This is a genomic window from Bradyrhizobium hipponense, from assembly GCF_008123965.1.
GTDB classification, from domain to species: domain Bacteria; phylum Pseudomonadota; class Alphaproteobacteria; order Rhizobiales; family Xanthobacteraceae; genus Bradyrhizobium; species Bradyrhizobium hipponense.
Genome location: NZ_VSTH01000057.1, coordinates 1 through 23,270, shown reverse-complemented (window position 1 = coordinate 23,270; position 23,270 = coordinate 1). Strand labels below are relative to the sequence as shown.

30 protein-coding genes and 1 pseudogene are annotated in these 23,270 nt (G+C 63.6%); 20 read left to right on the top strand and 11 right to left on the bottom strand.

Features of this window, described 5'->3' with window-relative positions; translation table 11 throughout:
* Positions 1 to 322 precede the first annotated feature (322 nt).
* A complete protein-coding gene (locus FXV83_RS18615) occupies positions 323 to 1,348 on the bottom strand; it encodes a hypothetical protein (protein WP_148740858.1) in 1,026 nt (341 codons plus the stop codon).
* A gap of 329 nt (positions 1,349 to 1,677) precedes the next feature.
* Between FXV83_RS18615 and FXV83_RS18610 the strand changes: the two genes are divergently transcribed.
* The 4 genes from FXV83_RS18610 (at position 1,678) to FXV83_RS18600 (ending at position 3,882) form a co-directional block, all read left to right on the top strand.
* Positions 1,678 to 2,274, top strand: a complete 597-nt coding sequence (locus FXV83_RS18610) for a L,D-transpeptidase (RefSeq protein ID WP_187435993.1) — start codon at positions 1,678 to 1,680, stop codon at positions 2,272 to 2,274.
* A 133-nt stretch (positions 2,275 to 2,407) separates the two neighbouring features.
* Complete coding sequence (locus FXV83_RS18605) at positions 2,408 to 3,397, top strand: hypothetical protein (protein WP_148740856.1); 990 nt, start codon at positions 2,408 to 2,410, stop codon at positions 3,395 to 3,397.
* A 17-nt stretch (positions 3,398 to 3,414) separates the two neighbouring features.
* Positions 3,415 to 3,579 (top strand): hypothetical protein, encoded by a 165-nt coding sequence (locus FXV83_RS42830; protein WP_187435992.1) that lies wholly within the window; start codon positions 3,415 to 3,417, stop codon positions 3,577 to 3,579.
* A 108-nt stretch (positions 3,580 to 3,687) separates the two neighbouring features.
* Positions 3,688 to 3,882 (top strand): hypothetical protein, encoded by a 195-nt coding sequence (locus FXV83_RS18600; protein ID WP_148740855.1) that lies wholly within the window; start codon positions 3,688 to 3,690, stop codon positions 3,880 to 3,882.
* Between the two features lie 20 nt (positions 3,883 to 3,902).
* On the opposite strand, the gene FXV83_RS18595 is transcribed toward FXV83_RS18600, so the two are convergent.
* Together FXV83_RS18595 and FXV83_RS18590 are read right to left on the bottom strand one after the other, a co-directional pair.
* The gene (locus tag FXV83_RS18595) at positions 3,903 to 4,337 is read right to left on the bottom strand and encodes a COG4315 family predicted lipoprotein (RefSeq protein ID WP_148740854.1); all 435 of its coding nucleotides are present in this window, start codon (positions 4,335 to 4,337) and stop codon (positions 3,903 to 3,905) included.
* Between the two features lie 243 nt (positions 4,338 to 4,580).
* Positions 4,581 to 5,480 (bottom strand): LysR family transcriptional regulator, encoded by a 900-nt coding sequence (locus tag FXV83_RS18590; RefSeq protein ID WP_148740853.1) that lies wholly within the window; start codon positions 5,478 to 5,480, stop codon positions 4,581 to 4,583.
* Between the two features lie 95 nt (positions 5,481 to 5,575).
* On the opposite strand from FXV83_RS18590, the gene FXV83_RS18585 reads away from it, so the two are divergent.
* Complete coding sequence (locus FXV83_RS18585) at positions 5,576 to 6,547, top strand: Bug family tripartite tricarboxylate transporter substrate binding protein (RefSeq protein WP_148740852.1); 972 nt, start codon at positions 5,576 to 5,578, stop codon at positions 6,545 to 6,547.
* A gap of 38 nt (positions 6,548 to 6,585) precedes the next feature.
* Here FXV83_RS18585 and FXV83_RS18580 read toward each other — a convergent pair whose 3' ends face one another.
* Positions 6,586 to 7,050, bottom strand: coding sequence for a MarR family winged helix-turn-helix transcriptional regulator (locus tag FXV83_RS18580; RefSeq protein ID WP_148740851.1), 465 nt, complete (start codon positions 7,048 to 7,050; stop codon positions 6,586 to 6,588).
* Positions 7,051 to 7,153: 103 nt separating this feature from the next.
* Here FXV83_RS18580 and FXV83_RS18575 point away from each other — a divergent pair, with 103 nt between their 5' ends.
* The 5 genes from FXV83_RS18575 to FXV83_RS18555 all read left to right on the top strand — a co-directional run bounded on the left by FXV83_RS18575 (position 7,154) and on the right by FXV83_RS18555 (position 11,423).
* Positions 7,154 to 9,076, top strand: coding sequence for an FAD-binding monooxygenase (locus FXV83_RS18575; RefSeq protein ID WP_187435991.1), 1,923 nt, complete (start codon positions 7,154 to 7,156; stop codon positions 9,074 to 9,076).
* Between the two features lie 157 nt (positions 9,077 to 9,233).
* Positions 9,234 to 10,238, top strand: a complete 1,005-nt coding sequence (locus FXV83_RS18570) for an SH3 domain-containing protein (RefSeq protein WP_148740849.1) — start codon at positions 9,234 to 9,236, stop codon at positions 10,236 to 10,238.
* A gap of 179 nt (positions 10,239 to 10,417) precedes the next feature.
* On the top strand, positions 10,418 to 10,696 hold the full coding sequence (locus tag FXV83_RS18565) for a hypothetical protein (protein ID WP_187435990.1): 279 nt from the start codon (positions 10,418 to 10,420) through the stop codon (positions 10,694 to 10,696).
* A gap of 170 nt (positions 10,697 to 10,866) precedes the next feature.
* Positions 10,867 to 11,046: a hypothetical protein gene (locus FXV83_RS18560; protein WP_148740847.1), complete on the top strand. Its 180-nt coding sequence runs from the start codon at positions 10,867 to 10,869 to the stop codon at positions 11,044 to 11,046.
* Between the two features lie 71 nt (positions 11,047 to 11,117).
* The gene (locus FXV83_RS18555) at positions 11,118 to 11,423 is read left to right on the top strand and encodes a hypothetical protein (protein WP_148740846.1); all 306 of its coding nucleotides are present in this window, start codon (positions 11,118 to 11,120) and stop codon (positions 11,421 to 11,423) included.
* 36 nt (positions 11,424 to 11,459) lie between these two features.
* Here FXV83_RS18555 and FXV83_RS18550 read toward each other — a convergent pair whose 3' ends face one another.
* Positions 11,460 to 11,804 carry a DMT family transporter gene (locus FXV83_RS18550; protein WP_148740845.1) on the bottom strand — a complete coding sequence of 115 codons (345 nt, stop codon included), beginning with the start codon at positions 11,802 to 11,804 and terminating at the stop codon, positions 11,460 to 11,462.
* A gap of 245 nt (positions 11,805 to 12,049) precedes the next feature.
* A complete protein-coding gene (locus tag FXV83_RS18545) occupies positions 12,050 to 12,715 on the bottom strand; it encodes an O-methyltransferase (RefSeq protein WP_148740844.1) in 666 nt (221 codons plus the stop codon).
* Between the two features lie 95 nt (positions 12,716 to 12,810).
* Between FXV83_RS18545 and FXV83_RS18540 the strand changes: the two genes are divergently transcribed.
* On the top strand, positions 12,811 to 13,455 hold the full coding sequence (locus tag FXV83_RS18540) for a TetR/AcrR family transcriptional regulator (RefSeq protein ID WP_148740936.1): 645 nt from the start codon (positions 12,811 to 12,813) through the stop codon (positions 13,453 to 13,455).
* A gap of 83 nt (positions 13,456 to 13,538) precedes the next feature.
* The gene (gene pdxY / locus FXV83_RS18535; protein WP_148740843.1) at positions 13,539 to 14,351 is read left to right on the top strand and encodes a pyridoxal kinase; all 813 of its coding nucleotides are present in this window, start codon (positions 13,539 to 13,541) and stop codon (positions 14,349 to 14,351) included.
* Positions 14,352 to 14,355: 4 nt separating this feature from the next.
* On the opposite strand, the gene FXV83_RS18530 is transcribed toward pdxY, so the two are convergent.
* Positions 14,356 to 15,636 carry a hypothetical protein gene (locus FXV83_RS18530; RefSeq protein ID WP_148740842.1) on the bottom strand — a complete coding sequence of 427 codons (1,281 nt, stop codon included), beginning with the start codon at positions 15,634 to 15,636 and terminating at the stop codon, positions 14,356 to 14,358.
* Positions 15,637 to 15,934: 298 nt separating this feature from the next.
* On the opposite strand from FXV83_RS18530, the gene FXV83_RS18525 reads away from it, so the two are divergent.
* From FXV83_RS18525 to FXV83_RS18515, 3 genes are all read left to right on the top strand, one after another.
* Entirely contained in the window at positions 15,935 to 16,105 is a 171-nt protein-coding gene (locus tag FXV83_RS18525; RefSeq protein WP_148740841.1) for a Flp family type IVb pilin, read from the top strand.
* A 106-nt stretch (positions 16,106 to 16,211) separates the two neighbouring features.
* Entirely contained in the window at positions 16,212 to 16,415 is a 204-nt protein-coding gene (locus tag FXV83_RS18520; RefSeq protein WP_148740840.1) for a hypothetical protein, read from the top strand.
* A 169-nt stretch (positions 16,416 to 16,584) separates the two neighbouring features.
* Positions 16,585 to 16,839, top strand: coding sequence for a hypothetical protein (locus FXV83_RS18515; protein ID WP_148740839.1), 255 nt, complete (start codon positions 16,585 to 16,587; stop codon positions 16,837 to 16,839).
* 283 nt (positions 16,840 to 17,122) lie between these two features.
* On the opposite strand, the gene FXV83_RS18510 is transcribed toward FXV83_RS18515, so the two are convergent.
* From FXV83_RS18510 to FXV83_RS42825, 3 genes are all read right to left on the bottom strand, one after another.
* The gene (locus FXV83_RS18510; protein WP_148740838.1) at positions 17,123 to 17,905 is read right to left on the bottom strand and encodes a class I SAM-dependent methyltransferase; all 783 of its coding nucleotides are present in this window, start codon (positions 17,903 to 17,905) and stop codon (positions 17,123 to 17,125) included.
* A gap of 123 nt (positions 17,906 to 18,028) precedes the next feature.
* On the bottom strand, positions 18,029 to 18,382 hold the full coding sequence (locus tag FXV83_RS18505; RefSeq protein ID WP_148740837.1) for a zinc ribbon domain-containing protein YjdM: 354 nt from the start codon (positions 18,380 to 18,382) through the stop codon (positions 18,029 to 18,031).
* 94 nt (positions 18,383 to 18,476) lie between these two features.
* Entirely contained in the window at positions 18,477 to 18,650 is a 174-nt protein-coding gene (locus FXV83_RS42825) for a hypothetical protein (protein ID WP_018644642.1), read from the bottom strand.
* Positions 18,651 to 19,026: 376 nt separating this feature from the next.
* Here FXV83_RS42825 and FXV83_RS18500 point away from each other — a divergent pair, with 376 nt between their 5' ends.
* The 3 genes and pseudogenes from FXV83_RS18500 (at position 19,027) to FXV83_RS18485 (ending at position 21,122) form a co-directional block, all read left to right on the top strand.
* Positions 19,027 to 19,698, top strand: a complete 672-nt coding sequence (locus FXV83_RS18500; RefSeq protein ID WP_148740836.1) for a cell envelope biogenesis protein TolA — start codon at positions 19,027 to 19,029, stop codon at positions 19,696 to 19,698.
* Positions 19,699 to 19,854: 156 nt separating this feature from the next.
* A pseudogene (locus FXV83_RS18495) lies at positions 19,855 to 20,393 on the top strand (helix-turn-helix domain-containing protein).
* A 441-nt stretch (positions 20,394 to 20,834) separates the two neighbouring features.
* A complete protein-coding gene (locus FXV83_RS18485; protein ID WP_148740834.1) occupies positions 20,835 to 21,122 on the top strand; it encodes a hypothetical protein in 288 nt (95 codons plus the stop codon).
* A gap of 191 nt (positions 21,123 to 21,313) precedes the next feature.
* Here the strand turns inward: FXV83_RS18485 and FXV83_RS18480 are convergent, their stop codons facing one another.
* Positions 21,314 to 22,111: a transglycosylase SLT domain-containing protein gene (locus FXV83_RS18480; protein WP_148740833.1), complete on the bottom strand. Its 798-nt coding sequence runs from the start codon at positions 22,109 to 22,111 to the stop codon at positions 21,314 to 21,316.
* 269 nt (positions 22,112 to 22,380) lie between these two features.
* On the opposite strand from FXV83_RS18480, the gene FXV83_RS18475 reads away from it, so the two are divergent.
* Positions 22,381 to 22,695 (top strand): hypothetical protein, encoded by a 315-nt coding sequence (locus FXV83_RS18475; RefSeq protein ID WP_148740832.1) that lies wholly within the window; start codon positions 22,381 to 22,383, stop codon positions 22,693 to 22,695.
* Between the two features lie 146 nt (positions 22,696 to 22,841).
* Positions 22,842 to 23,138: a cytosolic protein gene (locus FXV83_RS18470; RefSeq protein WP_148740831.1), complete on the top strand. Its 297-nt coding sequence runs from the start codon at positions 22,842 to 22,844 to the stop codon at positions 23,136 to 23,138.
* The last annotated feature ends 132 nt before the right edge of the window (positions 23,139 to 23,270 follow it).

Genomic DNA, 23,270 nt, shown 5'->3' with positions numbered 1-23,270 from the left:
GGATGGTACCACTGAGTCGACCTTTACCGAATGAACGGGCCGCGCAATCTCTGTGCTTATGGCGCAAAAATCATGTGCAGTTAGCGGGTGTGTTAAGATTTTATTAAACATGTCGGCGTGATCATCAGGCATGGAATTGCAGCAGAACCGGGCTCCGGGAACCGGCAGCTGCAAGAGAAGGCCGGCGGCTTAGATCCCGACGGCCTTTTCTCTTTTCGAAACACGACTCAAACATCGCTTCCCGTAATCGCCCGGACTCAACACATCAAATCGACTCGGACAACGTGCAGCGAGCATGACGCTGGTCGTCGTGTGGTGATCGTTAGTGCACCGGCATCGGCGGCCGCACGACAGGTCCATCGTCGTCGGCGACGGCCTGCGTCGTCATCGCGGCCGGCGGCGGCGCGGCAACGACCTGTGGCGGTGGTGGTGCGATCGGCGTGGGCGCGTATGCCGGCGAGTGGGCCTGCGTCACCGGCCTCGGCTTGCGAACCGGCGGAGCCGCCGGTGGCCGCGGCGGCAACGCAGAGACTCGCGCGCGCGGATCGGCCGGCTTCGCCTCTGCCACCGGCTTCGGTGCCGGCGTCTTCGCCATCTCGCGCGCCATCTGCTCCTGTCCGGCCTTCAACTGGGCGATGTTGGCCTTGAGCTGTTCGATCTGCTCGGCCATCGCGGCGAGATCGCGCGTCATCGATTGCACCGATTGCGCGGCATCGGGCGCGGCAGCGATGTCCTGAGCTGCGGGCGGCGTGGCAGATGGATCGGCGGGCTGATCAGGTGTCGTTTGTGAAACGGGCGCGGCGGCGGCTTGCTCGGCTGCAACCGGCGTTGCCTGCGACGTCGAAGACGTGAGCGACGTAGACGTGAGCGACGCCAACGCCGGCCTCCATTCGGCGAGCATCTGCTTCGCAGTGTCGCCGTGCTTCTCCCAGGCGATCGTTGCGGCGGCGCTGCCTCCGGCAAACAGCATCGTGACGAACGCGCCGCGAAGCCATTTGCCGACGGACGATCGCTTCTGCCGGCCGTGAAGGTCGCCAGCCGTCGCGCGCACGGCTGTGTCGACCGACGGCGCCGTGGCCCGTATCTCGGAGATGGCAGAGATCTTCGGCTCTGGCGCGAACTTAGGCTGCGGCGCGAATTTGGGCTCCAGTACGAACTTGGGTTCGGGTGCGCTCTTGGGCTCCGGCCGGGTCGCGATCTTCTGCGCCAGTGCGGGCGCAACGTTGTTCGGGCGTGAGGCCAGCACGATGTCCGGCGAAACCTGAACCGCATCGTGCGGGTCGTTGTCCTTGATCGCGTCCTTCACGATCTCATCGACGATTTGCTTGCTGTTCAGCGTCGCGAGCATTGCAGCTCCTTTGAAGCCTTGGTCGTCCGCATTGGCGCGAGCCGATCGGTTGAAGTGAGCTCATCCCAAGCCCGTGACGCACGAGTCCAGCCGGGTTTGACCAAAGCAAGGCAAGGGGATGGAGACTATGCGACAGTCTTTCGCCGTTTGTGGTGATGGAACTAGATCTTCCGAACACGGCCACGTGTTCCCTTTTGCCTTGTTTTGAGCACGATTTTGGCGGCATCTGGCGTTGCTGGGGGTGCTGTTGTTCCGCTATCGGGGGGCCGGCGGTGCCAAGATCTGTTCTCGCTTTTCTCATTGTTGCGCTGCTTCCGCTCGGCGGTTGCATGCAGACAACACTTTCGCCGGCGACCGACGCGAGCATGACGCCGCGCGACCGGCAGTTGCTGGCGCGTACGCCTTACGCGCAGGCGAGCGTGCCCGAGCAATATCTCCGTCACATCGTAGACTATCCGCGCAAAGAGCAGCCGGGCACGATCCTGGTCGATACCGATGCGCGCTATCTTTATTATGTGCTGCCGGAGGGCAAGGCGATCCGCTACGGCGTCGCGGTCGGCGAGGAAGCCATGGCGTTCTCCGGCGTGGCTCGGGTCGGCCGCTTGGCGGAGTGGCCGGACTGGATTCCGACGGCGGACATCCAGGCGCGGCTCGGTCCTTACCCAGCGCGCGTAGCCGGCGGTCCCGCCAACCCGCTGGGGGCGCGGGCGATCTATCTCTATTCCGGCAACAAGGACACGCTCTACCGCATCCACGGCACCAATCAGCCGGAATATATCGGGCAGGCGATCTCGTCCGGCTGCATCCGGATGCGCAATGAGGATGTGATCGATCTCTACGACCGGGTGAAGCTCAATTCGACTGTCGTGGTGCTGCCACCCGGACAGAGCACGCAGGCCGGGGCGGGTGCAGGCTGGCGCGGGTGAGGCAAAGCGCGCGGGCAGTGAGGGCGTGAAGTCGCCGCGATCGGTTCGCGTTGCTTGCTGACAATTTTATCCATTGCGTTCCGCGACCCATAACGCCTCGCGTCTAGCGTGCAGCGAGCAAGGGGTTGCTCGCATGTATCTCGTAAAGAATTCGCCGCGCGCGCTGTTTGCTGCGCTGATTCCGCTGGCCATCGTCGATGCCGTGCTTATGGCGTTTGCCGTTGCAGGCGGACAGGTGGCCGATCCCGCGGGCGTGCCGGCGCCGGATCAGATCCTGGTATTCTACGCAGGACGCATGGTCATAAATGCGGCCCTGCTGTTCGCCGGGCATTTCATGCTGCGGCAATGGGCGATCTCGAGCAGGCTCGCCTACGGCCTGATGGGCGGCGTGATGGCCGCGGTGAGCTACGGCATTGCGATTCGCAACCACATCCAGCTTTCGGCTCCGGGCGACGGCACGGTGGTGACGATCGGCCTGTTGCCTACGATTGCAGGAATGATCAGCGGATTCCTCTATGGTCAGTTCGCCGGCCTCAGTCAGGCTGCAGGTGCGACCGGCGCGACTCCCCCTGCCGATGCATCCGAAGCGCCGGCTGCCCCGCTCGTTTTCGACGGACCCGTCCGCGTCCGCACGTCGGTTGCGGGAATGGCGATCGCGGCCATCATGCCGACGGTGTTGGCTACGCTTTTGCCCTACACGTTGCTGCCGCTCTTAATGCATGGCTTCGCGGACAAGAGCACCGCGCATATTTTCGCGGCCGTGATCCCGGCGCAGACGTTCATGGCCATGCTGGTGATCTCGGTGATTCCTTCGATCATCTTCATGCTCTGCGTACATCACGTCGCGCGGGCGATGAGCAGGAATCGCGCGTGGGAATATGCGGCGATCGGAGGCATCGCGGCATTCGCCTGCGGGCTCATCCTTGCGTTGGTGGTGCCGCTCCTCGCAGTCCTGCTAGTGCCTGCGGCCTTTTGTGGATCTGTCATGGCTGCACTCTATCGCCGCTTCGCCGGCATCGAGCCGGTGCCGCTGCCCGAAATCGTGATCGCAACCGATCCCAACGCGCTGGTCGGCGCCGATCATCCGTCGCGGCGCCAGCACGGCGTCATCCTCAGCAACTGAGTGCCGCAGGCGGGATAGTGAAAGAGCTTGCAGCGCTTGGCACAGGAATATTGGTCGTAACAGTCGCGGCGCTCTGGTTCACCACCTCGCCCGTGCTGGTGAGTGCGGAAATCCGGCCGCTCCAGGTGAGTGCGGACGTGCCAGCCTTCAGGCCGCTTTCGCCGAACGTGGCGGCCGAATAGGTCGCAGAATCGATCAGGTAGGTTTGGAGCCGCGAAAGGTGAACTGCTTCACAGCCGATCCGCACCGATTGCGCTATGCCTCAATGGCTCGTTGCCATTGGAGGCATCATGCAGAAATTCTTTTATGGATTGAATGAGAGCGGCCGCATTGTGCGGAAATGGCGGCTGGCCACGTTGGGCTTCTACGGATCCATCCTGGCCGGGATGCTCCTGTATGTGGCGCTGCATCTGAATCCGGAGGTGTACTATGCTTCGGCGGATTCTCCGGCGCACGCGAAATTCGTGAATTCGCAGAAGCATTGACCGCTACGCAGCGCCGCGCGCTATTCCTCAGGCCGCGCCACGCGCCATTGCATGGTCGTCGCAATACCGTTGGCATCGCCAGGCGCCTTGTCAGCCGCTGAGGTGTAGAGCGGGCGATAGCGAAAGGCCCACATCTTGGTGCCGTCCTTGCGGGTGATCGGCGTGAAATCGCCGATCGCCTTGGCATCCGCGGGAGCGGCCAGCGGAATCCAGCTCTCCGCGCATTTGCCGTCACAGCTCGATGTCTTGCCGCTGGTGTCGCGCTCGTAGAAATAGAGCGTCATGCCCTTGAGATCGACAAGCTTGGAGCCCTGCTTGGTCAGAACGGCGCGAGCCGGCGAGGTCATGACGTCGGGCTTCGGCGGTGGAGGAGCGTCGGCGCCGCCATGTCCGTTCGCAACCGCCTGGCCGGTCGAGAGCGCGACCGCAGCGGCAAAAATGACGAACCTGGACATCCGAAACTCCCAACCGGCAAAGTTAATCACGCGTTAAAGCGCCGAATGGGACCGACGGTAGCAGCCGAAGGTTAGCTCCAGGTTTCGCGGTGCTGCGGCAGTTTCGAGTAGAATACGGACCCAGGTGGCGATATGCGGTCAGACGGCCAGCTACGTCCGCAATGGCCTGAGAGCGGACGAAAATTGCGCATCGCAGGGAAATCTCTGCCGTCGTGACACACGAATGAGCTTGTCCGGGAAAATCTAGGTCTTCTCCCTACGAACTGTCGCTATAAATCTGTTGAGGGCCTCGGATCGATTGCTCTTGAGAAAAGCTATCCCCAAAAATGCTTTCGGCTGATGCGGGCCCTTTACGTTGCGGTAGACGACGCCGTCCATCTTCAATGACTTGAGGCTCTCGGGGACCAGAACCACGCCCATCTCCGCTGCGACGAGGCCAAGGGCTGATGTAATGCGGGGTGCCTGTTGGCCGATACGCGGGCTGTAGCCGGCGCCGCGACATGCCGCGATAGTTTCGTCATGAAGCCCGGTGCCGGGAGGCCCAATGAAGATAAAGGGCTCGTCCCGCAGCTGCGCGAGAGCGACCGACTGGCTTGAGGTTGTCGCTTTAGCGATTGCATGGTGGCTCGCCAGAGCCAAGACCATTGGCTCCTTGAGCAGCGGGATCGTGCTCAGATCGTCCGCATGAATGTTTGAGTTTCTGACGAATGCCACGTCTATCCGCTGATTGATAAGGCCCGCCACAACCTCGTTGCTCAGTCCTTCATCGAGCGTCAACGTGACGAGCGGAAATGCTTTCCGGAAATTGCGGATCGCGCGCGGGACCAGTTTGTGAAACGGTGCGGTCGGGGCAATCGCCACGCAGAGACTGCCTATCTCGCCGCGGGCCGTTCGCCGCGTCCGATGTAGAGCTCGCTCGACGCGGGCCAGTATGTCGCGTCCCTCTCTCAGCAGCTCCCGGCCCGCTTCGGTTAACTCAACTCCGCGCGGTTTTCGCTTGAACAGCTGGACCTGAAGTCCGGATTCGATCGCCTTGATCTGCGCGCTGAGCGGTGGCTGCTGCATGCCAAGGCGCTCGGCCGCCCGCGTAATGTGGCCTTCCTCGGCGACTGCGACGAAATATCGAAGTTGCTTCAGTTCCATGGCATACGCCTTGCGTATGGATTTTATGGTTTAGGCAGTATGGCTCTTATGTGCGCCCAACGCTACTAGGCGCATGTCTGCATACGGAGGCGAAGATGAAACGCCGCGATTTCCTGCTTTTGACCGCGGGCGCTGGCATTGCGCCCGTCGGATTTTCACCCTCTATGGCCGCCGTTGATTATCCGGCGAAGCCGGTGCGGGTTATGGTAGGGTTTCCGGCCAACGGACCGGTTGATATTGCCGGGCGGGTGGTCAGTGAATGGCTCACCGAGCGTCTTGGGCAACACTTTGCCGTTGAGAACAAGCCCGGAGAAAGCGGCAACACAGCCACACGCGAGGTGGTCCGGGCGGCTGCGGACGGCTACACGCTTCTGATCTTCGGCCCCGTCAATACGATCAATACGACGCTCTTCGGCGATCTCGATTTTGATTTCGGGCGAGACATCCTGCCAATTGCGGGCCTTTACCGGGTACCTTTGGTGGTGGAGGTCAATCCGTCCGTGCCGGTTAATAGCGCTGCGGAATTGCTTACTTATGCCCGCCAGAACCCCGGCAAGCTGAAGGTCGGGTATGGCGGAAAAGGAACCCCTCAACACATCGGTATCGAACTGTTCAAATGGATGGCTAAGGTGGACATGAAGCTAACGGCGTTCACTGGATCGGTGCCGGCCCTCCAGGCGCTGCAAGCAGGCAAGGTGGACGTGATGTTCGACCCGCTGCCGTCGTCGATCGGTCTCATTCGGGACAACAAGCTTCGGCCGCTAGCAGTGACGACGCTCGTACGCTCACCCGTGCTGCCTGATGTACCATCGATGAGTGAGCATGTGCCGGGTTACGAGGCTGGCTCCTGGTTCGGGCTTGGAGCGCCGCGCGAGACCCCTGCCGAGGTGGTTGCCAAGTTGGACGCGGCGGTTGGCGAGGGTCTTGCCACTACAAGGATCAGGCTGAGGATCGAATCTCTTGGCGGCACGCCACTTTTGCTATCGCAACGGGAACTAGCGCAGTTTGTGACGGCGGAAACGGAACGGTTCAGTTTGGTGATCAAGGCGGCCGGCATTGGCCGCTGATGTTCGCTGGCGGATGATTGGAAGATTTAAGTTGCGGCCTAGACCTGCACGTCGCGCAGCGGTGCGCGGCTGAGCTCGTTGCCGGCGGCGATCGCCTTGCGCAACAGTCGCATCAGCTCCTCGCCTTCCTTCGCGTTGAGGCCACCCAGCATGATGCGCTGTGCGGACTCCACGGCCGGCGTGATCTTGCGCAGCGTGCGGCGGCCTTCGTCGGTGATCTCGAGCTCGCGGGCGCGGCGGTCGCGGCTCGAGGCGCGACGCTCCACAAGCCCTTTCTGCACGAGGCGATCGATCACGCCGGTGATGGTGGTGCGGTCGTAGGCGATCAGTCCGGCGAGTGTCACTTGGTCGAGCCCGGGATTGGCCTTGATGGTCGCGAGCGCGGCGTATTGCACCGGCGTCAGATCGAACCCGGCATCCGCGACCTCGGCCAGAAACACCGCCACCGCAATCTGCTGGAACCGGCGCGCCAGATGCCCGGGCATGTCGTTGTTGTCTTTCACCGAATTCTCCTCAAGGGGCAGGGAGGCGAGGCCCGTTGACAAGTATACTGATAGTCAGCATACTGATCAATATCCAAACAGAACGTTGGCGGGAGTGGTGCTCATGCAATTCCATCTCAATGGATTTGAGCCGGGCGATCCTGAAATCTCCGATCCTGCCAAGCGTATTCAGAGCTCGGGCGCGTCGGGCGCCGTGCCTGAACAGGTTGATGTCCTCATCGTCGGCTGCGGCCCCGCCGGCCTGACGCTCGCAACCCAGCTTGCGCAGTTCTCCGACATCAAGACCTGCATCGTCGAGCAGAAGTCGGAGCGGCTGCTGGTTGGCCAGGCCGATGGCATCGCCTGCCGCACCATGGAAATGTTCCACGCCTACGGATTCAGCGAGCGCGTCCTGAAGGAAGCCTATTGGGTCAATGAGACGACGTTCTGGAAGCCTGACGATTTCGCCCCCGAGAAGATCGTCCGCAGCGGCCGGGTGCAGGACGTCGAGGACGGCCTGTCGGAATTCCCGCATGTGATTCTCAATCAGGCGCGCATCCATGACGGCTTTCTCGACGTGATGCGCAAATCGCCGGCGAGGCTCGAGCCGTATTACAGCCGGCGCCTGCTCGACCTTGAAGTCGATCCGGCCGCGGGTCCTGCCGACCATGCCGTGACCGCCCGCCTCGAACGCGTCGATGCCGACCATGTGGGCAAGGTCGAGACGATCAAGGCGCGCTACGTCGTCGGCTGCGACGGCGCGCGCAGCACGGTGCGCAAATCGATCGGCCGCGAGCTGCACGGCGATTCCGCCAACCACGCCTGGGGCGTGATGGACGTCCTTGCGGTGACCGATTTCCCGGACATCCGCTTCAAGGCCCTGATCCAGTCCGCGAAGGACGGCAGCCTTCTCATCATTCCCCGGGAGGGTGGCTACATGGTCCGCATCTATGTCGAGCTCGCCAAGCTCGACGTCGGCGAGCGTGTCGCCAGCCGCAACATCACCGCCGATGACGTGATTGCCAAGGCGCAGCGCATCCTGAAGCCGTATACGCTGGAGGTGAAGGAGATCGCGTGGTGGTCGGTCTACGAGATTGGCCAACGCCTGACCGACAAGTTCGACGACGTGCCGGAGTCCGAGATCGCGACCCGCCTGCCGCGCATCTTCATCGCCGGCGACGCCTGCCACACCCACAGCCCCAAGGCGGGGCAGGGCATGAACGTCTCGATGCAGGATGCCTTCAACCTCGGCTGGAAGCTCGCCGCCGTCATCCGGAAGCAGTGCGTGCCCAGCCTGCTGCATTCCTATTCGGCGGAACGTCAGGCGGTTGCCAAAGAGCTGATCGATTTCGATCGCGAATGGGCGGGAATTCTAGCTTCCGCGGCCAAGGCCGGCGGCGCCGACGCCGCAAGGACACAGGACTATTTTGTCAGGCACGGACGCTATACGGCGGGCACCGCGACGCACTATCGTCCGTCGGTCCTCACCGGCGCGGCATCGCATCAGCATCTGGCGCAAGGCCTCATCATCGGCACGCGCTTCCATTCCGCGCCCGTGATCCGGCTGGCTGATGCCAAGCCGATCCATCTCGGCCACGCCGCGCAGGCCGACGGTCGTTTCCGCATCTACGCGTTTTCGCGCGCCGAAGATCCCGCAGCGGGCGGCTCCGCCATTCGCACGCTGTGCGACTTCCTCGCCGAAGCAAGGGAATCTCCGGTGAAGCGATACACGCCGGCAGGCGCCGATATCGACAGCGTGATCGATCTGCGCGCCGTGTTTCAGCAGGATCATCGCGAACTCGCCGTCGAGACGATGCCCGCGCTGCTTCTGCCGCGCAAGGGCCGGTACGGACTGATCGACTACGAGAAGATGTTCTGTCCCGACCTCAAGAACGGCCACGACGTCTTCGCCATGCGCGGCATCGACCGCAACGCGGGCTGCATGGTCGTGGTGCGGCCGGATCAATACGTTGCACAGGTGCTGCCGCTCGACGGCTTTGCCGGACTTGCCTCGTACTTCGACGGGTTCATGCTGCAGGCAAAGTGAACGCCGGACATTCGCATCGCCGATGAACGGCGGATGAATATCGAACCCTGGCGTACGGCGCACATGCCGTGCGTCTCAATCTTTCGACGGATGCGGCGACAGTGTGCGGAACGCTCGTTCCGCTCGGGCGTTCCGACCTGCAGAGGAGGAACACGCCATGAGACTCAGAAGCATTTTGGTTGCCGCATTACTGCTCGCTCCGACAGCTGCACTGGCTGCTCCGGGCATCGTCACCGTCTCGACCGGCTTGCGCGCCGGGCCGGGGTCGGGCTTTCCCCTGGTCGATCGCATCCCCGGGGGCGCCCGCGTCAACATCCATGGCTGCCTGCGCGGCAATGCCTGGTGTGACGTCAGCTTCTCCGACGATCGCGGCTGGGTGTCGTCGCAATATCTCGAATATCTCTACCGCAATCACTACGTCTATCTCCCCGACTATGCCGACGAGGTCGATGTGCCCGTCGTGCCCTTCGTGCTGACCTCGTACTGGTCGCGTTACTATGAAGGGCGGCCGTGGTATCGGCGGCACGCCTATTGGAATAGCTACTGGACCTCGCATGAGCGCTTCGCGACACGGATGAATCTCGATCCGCGCGCAGTGCGCATCGGCCGCGCAGCGACGCGCGATGCTGCGGTCGCGCTGGGGCGCAGCGGCGCGAACGTCCAGGGCCGTGCCGCAGTTGCCGGGCGCGACGCCGCGACGGCACGGCATGACGCCGCCATCGCAAAGCGCGGCGCTGCGATCGCGAACGACCGCACCCGCGCCGGGCGGAGCGAGCGTTTCGTACGCGAGCAGACTTCCGTGCAGAGCCGCAACCCGCGCGATGCGCAGGCGCGTATGATGCATGACCATGCTGCGAGCCGTGCAGCAGTGCGGACGCAACCGATGGCGCGTGCACACGAAGCCCCGCGTGTGTCGGCAGCGCCCGCGGCCCGGCCGACGGAGCCGCATCTGGCACAGCCCCATATGGCGCAGCCCCGTATGGCCCAGCCCAATGTTAGCCATGGTTCGCCGATGAGTGCGCATGCCCAGATGCCGGCGCCGCGCGCGGCCGCGCCTGCCACGCCGCACCCGGGCGGCGGTGCTCCGCATATCAACGCCGCTCCGCATGGCGGCGGCGGTGGTGCGCCGGCCGGCGGGCCAGGCGGCCATCAGAAGCACTAAGTCTTGCGAGAGCTCGGCCTCGAGCCGGGCTCTTTCTTTTGGCAGGCGCAAGTTCTTTTGGCGGGCGCAAGTCGCCTAAAGTTTGAAGCAGTTCTTCGCACGCAGATTTCATCGATCGTAATATCTATACCGAAAGGTGTAAGCATCCACTCGGGGCAGCGGGGCACGGGAGGATGACGATGAGACCGAGCCAGACGGAGACGCGTCGCCATAATGTCGCGAAGCGTTCGATGACCAAGGAGGCCAAGCAGCTGACCGGCCTGATTGCCGGTCTGCGCAAATCGCTCGACGGCATCCACAAGGAGCGGGCGAACCCAAAGCTATCGGGCGCCGAGATGGGTTTGCTCGACGAACGGCGCAACAATCTGTTGCTTACTATCGCGGCCCTCGACGATCGCTTGTCGGCGGTGCAGGGGCTGATCGATCTCGGCCGTCCACACATCATCCGCGTTCACTAAGGAGCGCGCGCGTCGCGCCCTGTCGGTTCCGTCGCGGCGGCGATGGGCCCGGGCCCGGATGTTGGCGCAATGCCGCTGCGGTCGGCACCAAATTGCCATGCTCTCGGCGAATTGCCGCCAAAGCCCGCTGTCACGAGGGACGGGGGCAGGGCAACGCAAGGGGATGCGTATTGGCCTACAAAATGATCGCAGAACGCGATAATGCGAAGTACAGTTTCGCCCGCGAGAGCCGGTTGCTCATCGTAGCGAAGGCCAAGGTTTGGGCGAGCGAGGGTTGGCGGGTCGTCATTACCGATCAAGACGGCAAGGCCTACGCGCCGCCGGAGTTTGATCAGTTGCTGGCGGCGTGATTGCAGGACGGGGCTAGGGGACGACAGTGACATCGCTATTTCGACCGGGGCGCGATCGGATCGCGTCTTCGGTGATTCTTGCAGTCGTTGCCGTGCTGACGACGACGTTCGCATCCGCGCAAAATCTCGACGCCGGCAAACCGGCCGCAAAGCTGTTCGCCGATGGCTGCTCGAGCTGCCATCGCAGCCCGCGCGGCCTTGCGAAGGGTCGCTTCAGCCTGACGCTGACCTGGTTCTTGAAGGACCACTACGCCACCAGCTCCGACTCGGCCAAAGCGCTTGCTGCGTATCTGGAGTCGGTCGATAGCGTCCCGCGTGCTGCGGAGAAGTCCGCCCCGCGTAAGCCGCGTCCGCCCCGGCCGGTTCAGGGCCAATAGCACGCTGCCCGGCGCGGGCGGAGGCGGTGGTGCCGATCAATGCACCGCTGTCTCCGAGAACAGGTTGATGACCACGACCCCTGATACAATCAGCGCGATGCCGACGAAGGCCGCGGCGTCCAGCATCTGCCGGAACAGCACGAACGAGACGGTCGCGGTCAGGATGATGCCGACGCCGCCCCAGATCGCATAAGCGATGCTCAGGGGGATCACACGGATCGCGACCGACAGCGCGTAGAATGAAGCCGCATAGAACGCCACCATCGCCAGCGTCGGCCAGGGCCGCGTGAACTGCGCGGACTGCTGCAGGAAGGCGGACGCCGTGACCTCGAAGACGATGGCCAGGGCGAGCGCTGTGTAGGCATTGAAGGCGGCAGTCATGACCGTCTCGGGATCGGGGCGCCGGGAAGATATCGCGCGGTAGGTACGTTCAGCACACACGCCGGACAGAGTTTTTCCCAGGAGCAGGTATCACCTGTGAGTGACGAGTCTGCGACACGTGGCGGATCGCAGCCTGGCAGCGACGACGCGGACGCGCCGGGGTTCGCGATTCTGTCGCCGAGAAGAGGGAGTCGTCGCGCGATGAATCGTGCGGCGGCTCCGACGTGTCGCAGTGGCTCGATGCCCTAATTGATCCGCACGGAGAGTTCGACGTCTTCGGCGAAGGGCGTGGACATATATCCGTTTCTGGGCGTGCGTACGCGCGCCAGATAGTCGGGGCTGAAGTCGGCGTTGTCGGCGACAATGATGGCGCCCGGCCTGAGATGGCCTGCGACCAGATCCAGGATCTCCGGGTAGAGCGCCTTGGCGCCATCGAGCAGCACGAGATCGATCGGATCGGGTAGATCGGCGCTGAGCGTTCTCAACGCATCGCCCTCGCGGATTTCGACGAGATCGATCAGTCCGCCGGCCGAAAGATTGTCCCGCGCTCGCGCCGCCTTGGACGGCTCGAACTCGGTGGTGATAAGACGGCCGCCGCCATTGTCGCGCAAGCCTGCGGCAAGGTGCAGCGTCGAGATGCCGAACGAGGTGCCGAACTCGACGATCGTTCTGGCGCGAGAGCTGCGCGCCAGCATGTAGAGCAGCGCGCCGGTCTCGCGGGAGACCGCGAGCGGTGCGTCCTTCAGGCGTCCGTAGAGATCGCGGTAGTCGGTCTTGCTGCGCATCATGCGGGCCCGGTCGGCATCGGACAAATCGGCGACGGCGGCGTGCGTAGTGCCTCGTGCCGCCTCGGCTTCGTCGAACAGACGATCGAGCAGAGGCGCAAGCGATATGATGGTCGGGATGGTCATTTGAGGGCTCCGGTTCGGGAGAAAGCGCGTGCTTGCGCGGAGGCTGAAATACGACTAGTTCGTCGCATTTCCTATTCGCATTGCCGGGGCGCGCCGTGGCCGATCGTCGAAGTCGTTCAGTTTCCTCACGAAAACAGCCGCAACAGCTCCGTTCCACCGGGCTTGTCGCGGCCATTCTGGATGCCGCTGTTCAGGTTCTGGCGAAGGAGGGTGCGCAGCGCTTCACCACAGCGCGGGTGGCAGAGAGGGCAGGGGTGAGTGTCGGGTCGCTCTATCAATATTTTCCGAACAAGGCGGCGATCCTGTTCCGCCTCCAAAGCGACGAGTGGCGGCGTACCAGCGAACTGCTGCGCAGCATCCTCGCCGACGGGGCGAAGCCCCCATTGGCGCGACTGCGCGCGCTGGTCCATGCGTTCATCCGCTCGGAATGCGAGGAGGCTGCGATCCGCACAGCCCTCAGTGACGCCGCGCCGCTCTATCGCGATGCGCCCGAGGCGCACGACGCGCGAGCCGCCGGCGAGGGTATTGTCGCAGCCTTCATGCGGGAGGCGCTGCCAAAAGCCTCCGATGCGACGCGCACCCTCGCCGGCGAGCTGATCACGACGACTCTGAGTGAGGTCGGCAAACGGTTCTCGGAGATGCCACACGGCGAGGCGGAGATCGCGCGCCATGCCGACGGGTTGGCCGACATGTTCTGCGCCTATCTCGGAGAGCTTGCACGACGCCGAATTCATTCCTGACATCTGCGTTTGTGATCCGATGGCGCGAAGCGAAATCCAGGCTATCCTTGCCTCGTCCAGCGATTGACCTTACGGACTTCTGCATGCTCGTCATCTCCATTCAAAGCCAGGTGGTCCATGGCCACGTCGGCAACAGCGCGGCCGCCTACGCCATGCAGGCGGAGGGCGTCAATGTCGCGGCGGTGCCGACGACGCTGTTGTCCAATCACCCGCGCTATCCGACGTTGCGCGGGCGCGTGCTGGACGCCGAGCTCGTGGCGGATCTGCTCAGGGGCGTGGAGGAGCGCGACCTGGTCGATGCGGCCGCCGTGCTCGTCACCGGCTATCTCGGTTCGCCGGACAATGCCGCCGTGATCGCCGATTTCGTCGAGCGGGCGCTGATGCGGAATTCAAAGCTGCTCTATGTTTGTGATCCCGTGATCGGCGACGATGGCCGCATCTATGTCGCCGATGGCATCCTGGACGTGGTCCGGCACCGCCTGTTGCCGGCCGCGAGCCTGATCACGCCAAATCAGTTCGAGCTCGAGCTGCTCTCGGGTGTCAAAATCGCGGATGCGCAGGGCCTTCGCGCGGCGTGCGCGGCGATTGCGGGGCGGGGCCGGATCGACGTCGTCGCCACCGGCTGCACGCTCACCGACACGCCGGCGGAGCAGGTCGAGACGATTTTGTGCGCGGACGGCCAATTGTCGCGCTTTGCGACGCCGCGCCTGCCGATCCGCCCCTATGGCACCGGGGATCTGCTTACCGGCCTGATCGCGGCGCATCTGGCCAAGGGCGCGGCGATGGAGGCGGCGGTGCGGCTTGCGGTCGAGACCATCTTTGCCGTGCTCGTTCGCACCCAGGAGGCTCGAACGGCCGAAATGCGGCTCGTGCCGATGCCCGTGCGAGGCGCGTAACGCCTCAGGTCGCCCGCTTCGCGGCGGATTGCGCCGACTTCTGCCGCTTGGCCGGGCTCTTCTCGCGTGTGGCCTGCATTTTCTGTGTCTTCGCGTTCGATGCCGCCTGCACCTTCTTCGGCTTGACGTTGGCGGCTTCCTTGCGGTCCGCGCTGCCGCGGCGCGAGATGTATTCCGGGCCGTCGACGGGACCGACATGCGGCGGATCGCGGCCGAGATAGGGCCGGCCGATGCCGAGTGCTTTGCCATTGGCATCGACCCATTTCCACAGCACTTCCGTCGAGACCCAGCGCTGCGCGCGGTTGTCACCCTTGGTGCTGACGATGTCGGCCGCCATGCCGTGTCCGTAGCCGCCGCGCGTGCTGCCGCCGTGATACGAGCGGTCCGAGGCCGCCTTCAGGCCGCTGGCGATCGACTGGCGATAGTCGTCGCGGAACGCGCTGGTGATGCCGGGCGACAGGCCCGCGGCTTCCGCTGCGAGCAGCGTGCGAAACAGCTTTCGCTTGAAGCTGCGGTCCATGCCGCCAATGACGTAATCCATCAAGGGCATGCCGGCGTGCTCGGCCGCCTTCGGATCCTTCCAGCCGAAATCCTCGTCGACCAGTTTGGTGAAGCTGCGCATCACCGTGACCGTCCTGCCCTTGCGCTTGACGGTGACGGCGCGGCGTTCCTGCACCTTGATCGAGTCTTCCTTCGCGGTGCGCTGATAGAGCGCCCAGAGATAGCGATCGATGCAGGCATCCATCACGAAGCATTCGTCGAGCACGGCAACGGTGTCCGCAGGCGGTGAAGCCTTGTCGGTGGCAACCGCAGGTCCGCCCGCAATTGCCGCAGGCGATAGCGACGGCACGATGTCGCTGGGATCAGCGGATGCGAGTTTGATGGGAGCGTCCTGCGCGGGGGCGTCTTCGCTCGTGATGGGAGCGGGTTCAGGCGGAATCACCGATGGTGGCGCTTCCGCCGGCAACATCTGCACGGGATCGGCGGAGGCGAGCTTGACGGCAAGTTCGGGCGTCACCGTGGCGACGGTCGGCGGGCTCTGCGCCGGTGCCACGGCGGCGGCGATCTCCGCATTCTCGGCCGATTCATCTTCGAGGGTTACAGCGCGGGGAATTTCGGCGCGTTCGACGCCAGCGGCGTCTTTCGCGCTGGAGAGGACAGCCGCGTTGGCGCTGCTGTTTTCGACAAGGGCCGGGGCATAGGCTGACAGGGAGAGCGCCAGCCAGCCGACCAGAACGGCCGAGGGGCACGAGACCGCCACGATAAGAGACCGCTGATCGTTCATGATCCCTGCCTCCAAAAGGTTCTGTTCGAACCAATGTTGCACAGCCAAGCACGCAGTGCGTCAATTGTTCGGGGGATGGTGTGGCGGCGCAATGGCGCAATTTCGGGATGACGGGCTTTTCAGGCCGGTGTTGCCCGGCGGCAACGCGGGTTCCATTGCGGTTCCATAGGCCCGGAACCTGGAAATCGAGGCGTGGATTGTCGTCAAATTGAGCGACCCATATTTACTCAATCGTGGATTGTGGAGGTGCATGTCTCTCGCGCCGGCAACGTCCGGCAGACTTGGGAAGGACACGATCTTGAAATTGAAATGCTTGATGGTCGAATTTGCCGCCGATGAATCCGGCGCCACCGCGATCGAATACGGTCTGATCGCAGCGGGCATCGCACTCGCCATTATCGAAGTCATCTACGCGCTCGGCATCAACCTCGTTGCGAAGCTGCAAGCGCTTGCGACTGCGCTGAAATAGGCTGATGTCGACACCCGTGTCCGGACGCGCTGCAACGCTCTTCCGCGTTGCTGCGCGGCGCCGGACACGAGCGCAACCTTCCGGCCGGCGGTGCGTTTGATCGTCCATGACGCATTCCTCGCTTCGTCCCATGGACGCTTTCGATCCTACTGAACCCGCCATCCTGCACGATCGCGTCTCCGACACGATCGTTACCTGGACCACTGACGAGGCCGAGGATTATCGCCGCGCCAGCCGTCCGCGCGAGGATGGAACCGTGGCCTGGAAGTCCTACGTCTTCGACGGCTGGGGCAACGTGCTCGGCGGCTGATCACGCCCGTGAAAGTGTCACGTCGCTGTAGGCGTGATTCGGCCAAGGCGTTGCGCGCATTAAACATATCGCCATGCGCGGGGCGCGCTGTTGCAATGCAACATCGCAGGTCGCACTGCAGCAAATCGCGCTTAAATGTGCTCCGAACCTTCCTTCCAGGAGCATCACCATGAACAAGAAGACTCTGTCGATCGCCGCCGCCATTTTGACGATCGCGGGCAGCACCGCCGCTTTCGCCGCCGAGCTGCCGGGCTATGAGGCCAATGGCTTCCCGGTCTCTCCGATGCAGGTGCGCGTGCTCGGTGCCGCGCATGTCCAGCAGCAGGAAACGGCACCTGCCGCGGTCGCGACCGTCCACCAAGCCAGCGTGCTGACGCCGCGCAAGGTGAACACCGCGAACGTTACGATGGGCGCTGCCCGCTAAAAGCCTCCGCGGCGTCCCGGCCGGGCATAGCCGTCCGAAGGACGGCGTCGCTCCCGCTCGCCTATGTCCCGGCCATCCGCGCGTGGCCAAGCTGCACGAAGAACGTGGATGCCCGGGACAAGCCCCGGGCATGACGACCTCGTGCCCGTAAGCGGTTGCTCTGCACTCGACGATGCTTGCTCAATGGCTCGTTGGTTCAATGCATTGCGCAAGGCCAATTGGACTGGCATGGCGCGGGGGGGGGGCGCCAAGGCAGCGGTCAGCCGCGTTGAGCGTAGGCCGCTTATTGCGGCTTGCTTCCTTTGATCGCGTGGGCGCGGGCTCGATAGACGATGCTGCCGCCGGCGCCGGCCGGCAGTCGCGCCCGCACGCGCTGCTTGAGCGCGTCGATCTCGCCCGGTGACATCGTCGCTATTGTCGGTCCGATGGACGGCGCGGTGGTCTCCGCCTGCCAAAATTCGTCGAAATCGCGAAATGTCCGCTCCACGGCGATCTCACGCGTTTCGATCTGCGTCAGACCCGCACCGGTCCAGAACGCGGTCAGTGCGTCGATGCTCGATGCCTCCATGTGGGGCGGACGTGTCGGCGACAGTCCCATCGCACGCATCTCGGATAGGATCGGATCGAGCGGAAAGCCGCCGTCGACCATGTCCCACATATAGGTTGCGACCCGGCCGCCCGGACGAGCCACGCGCACCAATTCCGCAACACCCTTTGCCGGATCTGGCACGAAGACGAGCACCAAGGCCATGACGGCGATATCGAAGCTGTCGGCCGTGAACGGCAGTGCCATCGCGTCGCCCTCCCGAAAATTGGCGCCGCGCGCACCGGGCCGCGTGCGCGCAAAGGCGAGCTGCCCCTCGGACGGGTCGATGCCCTGTACCTCGGCTGGGGCGCAGCGCGATACGACCAGCTCAGTGAACGCGCCGTTGCCACAGCCGACGTCGATCCAGCGCAGGCCTGTCTTGGGTTTCAGCCAGTCGAGAAAGACCTCGCCGACGAGGCGGCTCCAGACCCCCATCATCTGCTCATAGGCGGCACCGTCGTCGAAGCGAAGTTCGGGCATGCGCGGCTCCCTGGCGCGTGGCGGGCTCAGGGACTGTAGCCCGCCAACGTGGAGAATGGGAACGGCCGATTGCTGCCTTCGCCTTCGCTGCTCCGACGCAGCCTGCCCATGCACCCTGCGGTCCTACGCCTTCTTCACGAATTCCGATTTCAAGTTCATCGCGCCGATGCCGTCGACCTTGCAGGCGATGTTGTGGCCGTCGGTGGCGTCCTGGAGGCGGATGTTGCGGACCTTGGTGCCGCCCTTGACCACCGACGACGAGCCCTTGACCTTGAGGTCCTTCATCACGATGACGCTGTCGCCGTCGGCCAGCGCATTGCCATGGGCATCGCGCACGCCGGCCTCCTGCGGAGCCTCCGCTGCCGCGCCGGCCGCAGCGCTCCATTCATGGGCGCATTCCGGGCAGATCCAGAGATCGCGATCCTGATAGGCATGCTCCGAATTGCATTTCGGGCATTTAGTGGTGTCGTCCGTCAAAAGCCTGATCCTCCATGCTGGCGAGGCGCACCGTAGGGGCGGGAAATGCGAATGCAAGGGAAAGCTGGGGACACGCTTGTCTGCCGGTGCGATATCACCGAAACAGCGCCACGAAGATCACGTAGAGCCAGCCCAGGATTCCGTGGATGATCGCCCACAGGATCGAATGGTTGTTGGTGTAGGAGATCGCAATCGCGAGCGCCGAGCCGAAACCGACGCCGTATTTCGCGCCCTCGACGCGAACGCCGTAGTAGCGATTTCCGTTCATGGTGATCCTCCTGATCGTGAAACGGGCCCAGCCTATGCGATGTCCAAGCTGGTGACGTGCTGAGGCCGTTGGCCTGCGGAATCGATTGAGCGACTGCGTCGTGGAACCGCGTCCAACATCAAAACATCGAAAACAACCCCATGCACAGTAGGAAACACTCATGAATTCAAAGTTCTGCGATACCGAATAATTCGTGATCCGCCTTCGCTCTGCGAGCTACTTCGGGCGAGTCGCTTCTCCGGGTCAGGCTTGTCCGGTCCGACTTCGGCGATACCGAAAGTCTTTTTGACTCGTCGGGCAAAACAGGGGCATTATGGCATGGTGGCGAAGGTCGCGATTGCTGAGGGCCCCGCGCGTCGCCGGGCCGTGGGGCGACATGCCAAAGAAATTGAAAAGCAAACCGAAAAGACAACTGAAGACTTATCAGACCTCGCTCGGCTTCTACGACCAGGCGGTTGCCGCGCCCTCGATGAAGGCGGCGCTGGAGGCCTGGGGCGCCAGCTCCAATCTGTTCCATCAGGGTGCCGCGAAGGAGACCGACGACCCCGACATCGTCGCTGCGACCATGGCAAGCCCCGGCGTCGTGCTCAGGCGCCCGGTCGGATCGGACGGCCCGTTCACCGAGCACGCCGAGCTGCCGACGGAACTTTCCGACGGCGAGGCCAAGCCCAGATCCAAGACCAAATCCAAGCGCAAAGTTAAGGCCAAGCCAACGAAGCGTGCGGCCAAGAGCGCACCCAAACCGTCCCGCAAGATCGACGACCGACAAGCCCGCAAGGCCGCCGCGGCATTCGAGAAGGAAGAGCGGGGGCGAGAAGCCGAGCGCCGGAAAGAGGAAGCGGCCCGCGCCAAGCAGCGTGCCCGCCGCGAGAAGGCGGTCGCCGCAGCGCAGACGGCGCTGGACAAGGCGAGGCGGGAGCACGAGGCGCGGGCAGAGGAGATCGAAGCCGCGCGCGCCGCGCTGGATGAACGGGCGGAGGCCGAGCAGAGCCGGTGGGACAAGCAGAGGATGAAACTGGAGGAGGCGGTGCGCCGGGCGCGCGGGTAGGGCCCCAGGAATGAGCAGGGATTCCTTTACCATGGCGACCAGTGGCGGCTGAGCCGCACGGCGTTTAGAAATTACAGGACGTTTGTCCGGTATCTTCGCTCCGATCACGGATGCGTCGGATACGCCGCTCGCAGCCGCGACCTTACGGGAGCTGTCATGAGCGATCATCGCGCCGCAGTCAGGCATCACACATTGCGCACCGGCATTGTCGAATTCGACAATGGCACCGGCAGCCTCATCAGCGTGCCCTGCACGATCCGCGACGTCTCCGGCACCGGCGCGCGCCTCGCCCTCAACTCGTCGCTCTGGGTCGCCGAACAGTTTTCGCTGATCTTCCTCAGCGGACTGCGCAAGGACTGCCGGGTCGCCTGGCGCAAGGGCTGATCGGCAGCGCGTTCACTGCGGGCTGTGCGAGCCCGGACGAGCAGGCCGTCATGATGACCGCGGACGAGCAGTCCCGCCACAGGCTCGGGATCGCTGCGCGCGTGAAAGCTGCGCGCGAGACCCGCGGTTACACCGAAGCCCAGCTGGCCGAGCGCATTGGCGTGGCGCCCGCCTTCGTGTCGCTGGCCGAAAAAGGCGAGGCGGACATTCCGCTCTACCAGCTGATGCACATCGCCGATCTGCTGATGGTCAGTCTCGACGGGCTCGTTGCAGGTCCGGCGCCGAACGCCGAGGAATTCGACGCAGCCTAGGCGTCCGCCGGGCTTTGCGCGCCGAAGGGTTCGTTTCGGCTCACAAGCCATCGAAGTCCTGCGCGACGTGCCGTCACATTCGTCGTCATTGCGAGCGCAGCGAAGCAATCCCGAGTCCCTCCGCTGAGACAGTCTGGATTGTTTCGTCGCAAGAGCTCCTCGCAATGACGATGGTGAGGGCCGGTGTCCGAAAGCTGGGCCCTCAGCCCGGGGAGGACGGGCTGGAATCGCGCGAGGTGTCGCCACATTCTCCGTCATTGCGAGCGCAGCGAAGCAATCCAGAATCCCTCCGCCGAGGCAGTCTGGATTGCTTCGCTCCTCAAGCCGGTCCCAACTCGCAATGACGCAGGAGAGGTCAGCGGTCATTCAAGCAAGCCGAGAGCGAATTGGGCTTGCCTTGCTTTGCGTCCTTTTGCACTCTGACGGGAAGGAGGCCATCGCATGAAGATCATGACGCTCGCGTGTACCCTCGGAACGGCCCTGGTGCTGTGCAGCCTTGCGATATCCGGCGCTGAAGCCCGGGCGCGGAAGGCCCAAGTCGTTCGTGAAGTGGTTCCTGAACCACGGCTGAGGGTGGACGTCCCGGTGCTCAGGCCAACGCCGTGGGATTATAATGTTGTTCCACGATATCGTTATCGCCCTGAAGACGACCGGGTCGATCCCTATGGCCCGCCGCTGGTGTCGTCGTATGTCCGCTATGAAGGGTGGCGGTGGCCATACTGGTGGTGAATGCCGATCACATTCCCGGGCATGTGGTGATCGGCCATCGCCGGACCCGGAATTGACTGGTGCCTCTAGCCCGGATGGAGCCAACGGGTCGGCGCTAAGCGCCGCCCGATGACAGGCTCCGCGCAATCCGGATGTTGCCACGAGGCAGACTGGTCCCGGATTTCGCTTCCGCTCCATCCGGGCTACGCTCCCTAATTCTCGTCGTCTGCCGCCAGCCGCAGAAACTGCCGCTTCATTGCGTTGACCCTGGCGATGTAGCTTGCAACGAGGTGATCGCCGCAGCGCTCGCCGGCCAGCATCTGAAAGTGGCGGCGTGCGTAGGCTGTGGCGGGACCTGCGCCGCACAGATGAATGAAGGCGGCCAGATCCTGCTTTTGCTGCGCGCTTGCCTTCACATCGCCCGCGCGGGCGAGCACATCGGCCACATTGCGGTCCAGATACACCGATGCCAGCTCGATGGCGTGGCTCGGGACCGCGCGAACGTAAAGGCTGGTGAAGCCGCAGCCGGACTCCGTGATCGCGTTGCCGCGGATACAGAACCGCGCGGCCTCGGTGAGGGCCGGATCGGTCATCTGGAAGAGGCCGACGGCGCTGGAGGCGGGCCGGTAGATCGCGAGGGGATTGAGGCTCAATCGCCAGCGCCAGTAGGTGCGCGCCACTGGATTGCCTGAACTCTCGACCTGCGCCAGCGCGGCCAGCAATTCGGGCGTGATCGCATCGGTGGAAAACTTGCGGAACATCGGCCCGTACTGCCGCCAAGTCTCTGATGGATCCTTGGCGAGCGCGTTGCCGACGAGGACAAACAGCTCGGTCGGCTTGCGGATCATTTGATAGACGATGTTCAGAAGCGCGATGGCCGCAAGCAACATCGCCAGGCCGAACGCGATCCGAACCATTCGCGGCGCTCGCGCGAGTGTGTTTCGCACCCGCCGCGTCGCGCGCCGGACGCTGCGAAGGCGAGGGAGGAGGGGCTTGCTTTTCCTTGGCATGGGTCTTGTTGGAATGGGTAGGATTGATCCCTTGCAAAACCCATCACCTCGCGGTGCCAGTCGGTATGGCGTGAGATTGCCAAGCCGGTGACGCTAATTGCCGGCTTCCGATGCCGCAGCGGCAGCGTAAAGCCGCCGTGGCGCAATGCAACGGGCGCTTGCATCCTGCTTCGCGCCATCCGTCGGCCGGCTCATTATGAACATTCGTTCAGGGGAACGGGACTGGGCTCATTTCGTTGCATTGAGGGGCTTACCGGGAGGAGGACGACATGAAATCGAAGATCATCGCGCTCTCTACTACTATTCTCATGGCAACAGCACCAGTCGTGTTTGCTCAGGGCGCATCGAGCAAGGCGCCGGGCCAAGAGATGCAGCAAATGGGTTCTAAGACGGGAGAGCCGGGCGCTTCCGGCTACGCTCCTGGACACAAGAAGCACCATGCGATGCACCACGCCAAGGCCTCGAAGAAGACCAGCGCCGGCGCGTCCACTTCCGCGCCCGGTCAAACCACCGGCTCGAGCACAAAGTCTCAAACCACGGGCACGAGCACAAAGTCGGGCACGAGCACAGCGCCAAAGTACTGACGGGCAAAACAGTAGCCCGCCATTCGCGAGACCCGAATGGCGGGTTACGCCCGCGGCTAACTCTGGCTCTGCCGGATTGATGGGTATCGCTTCAACCTTCGCGCGTTGAGCGAGGGCGGGCTACGCTTCCTGCAAAGGAGGATCCGATGAAATCGCTTTTGCTGCTCACGGCGAGCGGTCCGTTGCTCATTCTCACATCCCATGAGTCCCTGCACGACCAGAAGCTCCTTGAGGTGCTCAGGCACAAGGGGATCCGCAAGTTCGTCGCGTTCGAGGTTCCCTTGTCGCTCGCCAAGGCGCGCTACGGCGGGCACTTTCAGGCGGTCGAAAGCAATCTGCAGGAGACCGATGATTTGAGAATCCTCGACTTCGACGGCCAGCGCATCTTTCAGCTCTTTCGTTTCGATGAGCTGGGTGCACCAATCCTGAAAGAACCGTCGTGATCCGGTTTTGCCTTGCGGCATGATCCGCTTTGCGAAACCCATCATGCCGTTACAGCGGCGAAAGTGATCCAAATCGACAGGCCAGTTAAGTGCACGTCAGCGTAGTCCGCCGTAATACTACTGAGTCAAGCG

Coding starts and splice junctions, on each gene's coding strand:
- FXV83_RS18590 (WP_148740853.1), bottom strand. CDS start 5,480: ATGGAACTGAAGCAACTTCGATATTTCGTCGCAGTCGCCGAGGAAGGC.
- FXV83_RS18615 (WP_148740858.1), bottom strand. CDS start 1,348: ATGCTCGCGACGCTGAACAGCAAGCAAATCGTCGATGAGATCGTGAAG.
- FXV83_RS18485 (WP_148740834.1), top strand. CDS start 20,835: ATGAAGATCATGACGCTCGCGTGTACCCTCGGAACGGCCCTGGTGCTG.
- FXV83_RS18545 (WP_148740844.1), bottom strand. CDS start 12,715: ATGACCATCCCGACCATCATATCGCTTGCGCCTCTGCTCGATCGTCTG.
- FXV83_RS18510 (WP_148740838.1), bottom strand. CDS start 17,905: ATGCCCGAACTTCGCTTCGACGACGGTGCCGCCTATGAGCAGATGATG.
- FXV83_RS18600 (WP_148740855.1), top strand. CDS start 3,688: ATGCAGAAATTCTTTTATGGATTGAATGAGAGCGGCCGCATTGTGCGG.
- FXV83_RS18475 (WP_148740832.1), top strand. CDS start 22,381: ATGAAATCGAAGATCATCGCGCTCTCTACTACTATTCTCATGGCAACA.
- FXV83_RS18605 (WP_148740856.1), top strand. CDS start 2,408: ATGTATCTCGTAAAGAATTCGCCGCGCGCGCTGTTTGCTGCGCTGATT.
- FXV83_RS18480 (WP_148740833.1), bottom strand. CDS start 22,111: ATGCCAAGGAAAAGCAAGCCCCTCCTCCCTCGCCTTCGCAGCGTCCGG.
- FXV83_RS42825 (WP_018644642.1), bottom strand. CDS start 18,650: ATGAACGGAAATCGCTACTACGGCGTTCGCGTCGAGGGCGCGAAATAC.
- FXV83_RS18575 (WP_187435991.1), top strand. CDS start 7,154: ATGCAATTCCATCTCAATGGATTTGAGCCGGGCGATCCTGAAATCTCC.
- FXV83_RS18470 (WP_148740831.1), top strand. CDS start 22,842: ATGAAATCGCTTTTGCTGCTCACGGCGAGCGGTCCGTTGCTCATTCTC.
- FXV83_RS18595 (WP_148740854.1), bottom strand. CDS start 4,337: ATGTCCAGGTTCGTCATTTTTGCCGCTGCGGTCGCGCTCTCGACCGGC.
- FXV83_RS18565 (WP_187435990.1), top strand. CDS start 10,418: ATGAGACCGAGCCAGACGGAGACGCGTCGCCATAATGTCGCGAAGCGT.
- FXV83_RS18610 (WP_187435993.1), top strand. CDS start 1,678: ATGCAGACAACACTTTCGCCGGCGACCGACGCGAGCATGACGCCGCGC.
- FXV83_RS18520 (WP_148740840.1), top strand. CDS start 16,212: ATGACGCATTCCTCGCTTCGTCCCATGGACGCTTTCGATCCTACTGAA.
- FXV83_RS18530 (WP_148740842.1), bottom strand. CDS start 15,636: ATGAACGATCAGCGGTCTCTTATCGTGGCGGTCTCGTGCCCCTCGGCC.
- FXV83_RS18500 (WP_148740836.1), top strand. CDS start 19,027: ATGCCAAAGAAATTGAAAAGCAAACCGAAAAGACAACTGAAGACTTAT.
- FXV83_RS18585 (WP_148740852.1), top strand. CDS start 5,576: ATGAAACGCCGCGATTTCCTGCTTTTGACCGCGGGCGCTGGCATTGCG.
- FXV83_RS18515 (WP_148740839.1), top strand. CDS start 16,585: ATGAACAAGAAGACTCTGTCGATCGCCGCCGCCATTTTGACGATCGCG.
- pdxY (WP_148740843.1), top strand. CDS start 13,539: ATGCTCGTCATCTCCATTCAAAGCCAGGTGGTCCATGGCCACGTCGGC.
- FXV83_RS18570 (WP_148740849.1), top strand. CDS start 9,234: ATGAGACTCAGAAGCATTTTGGTTGCCGCATTACTGCTCGCTCCGACA.
- FXV83_RS18550 (WP_148740845.1), bottom strand. CDS start 11,804: ATGACTGCCGCCTTCAATGCCTACACAGCGCTCGCCCTGGCCATCGTC.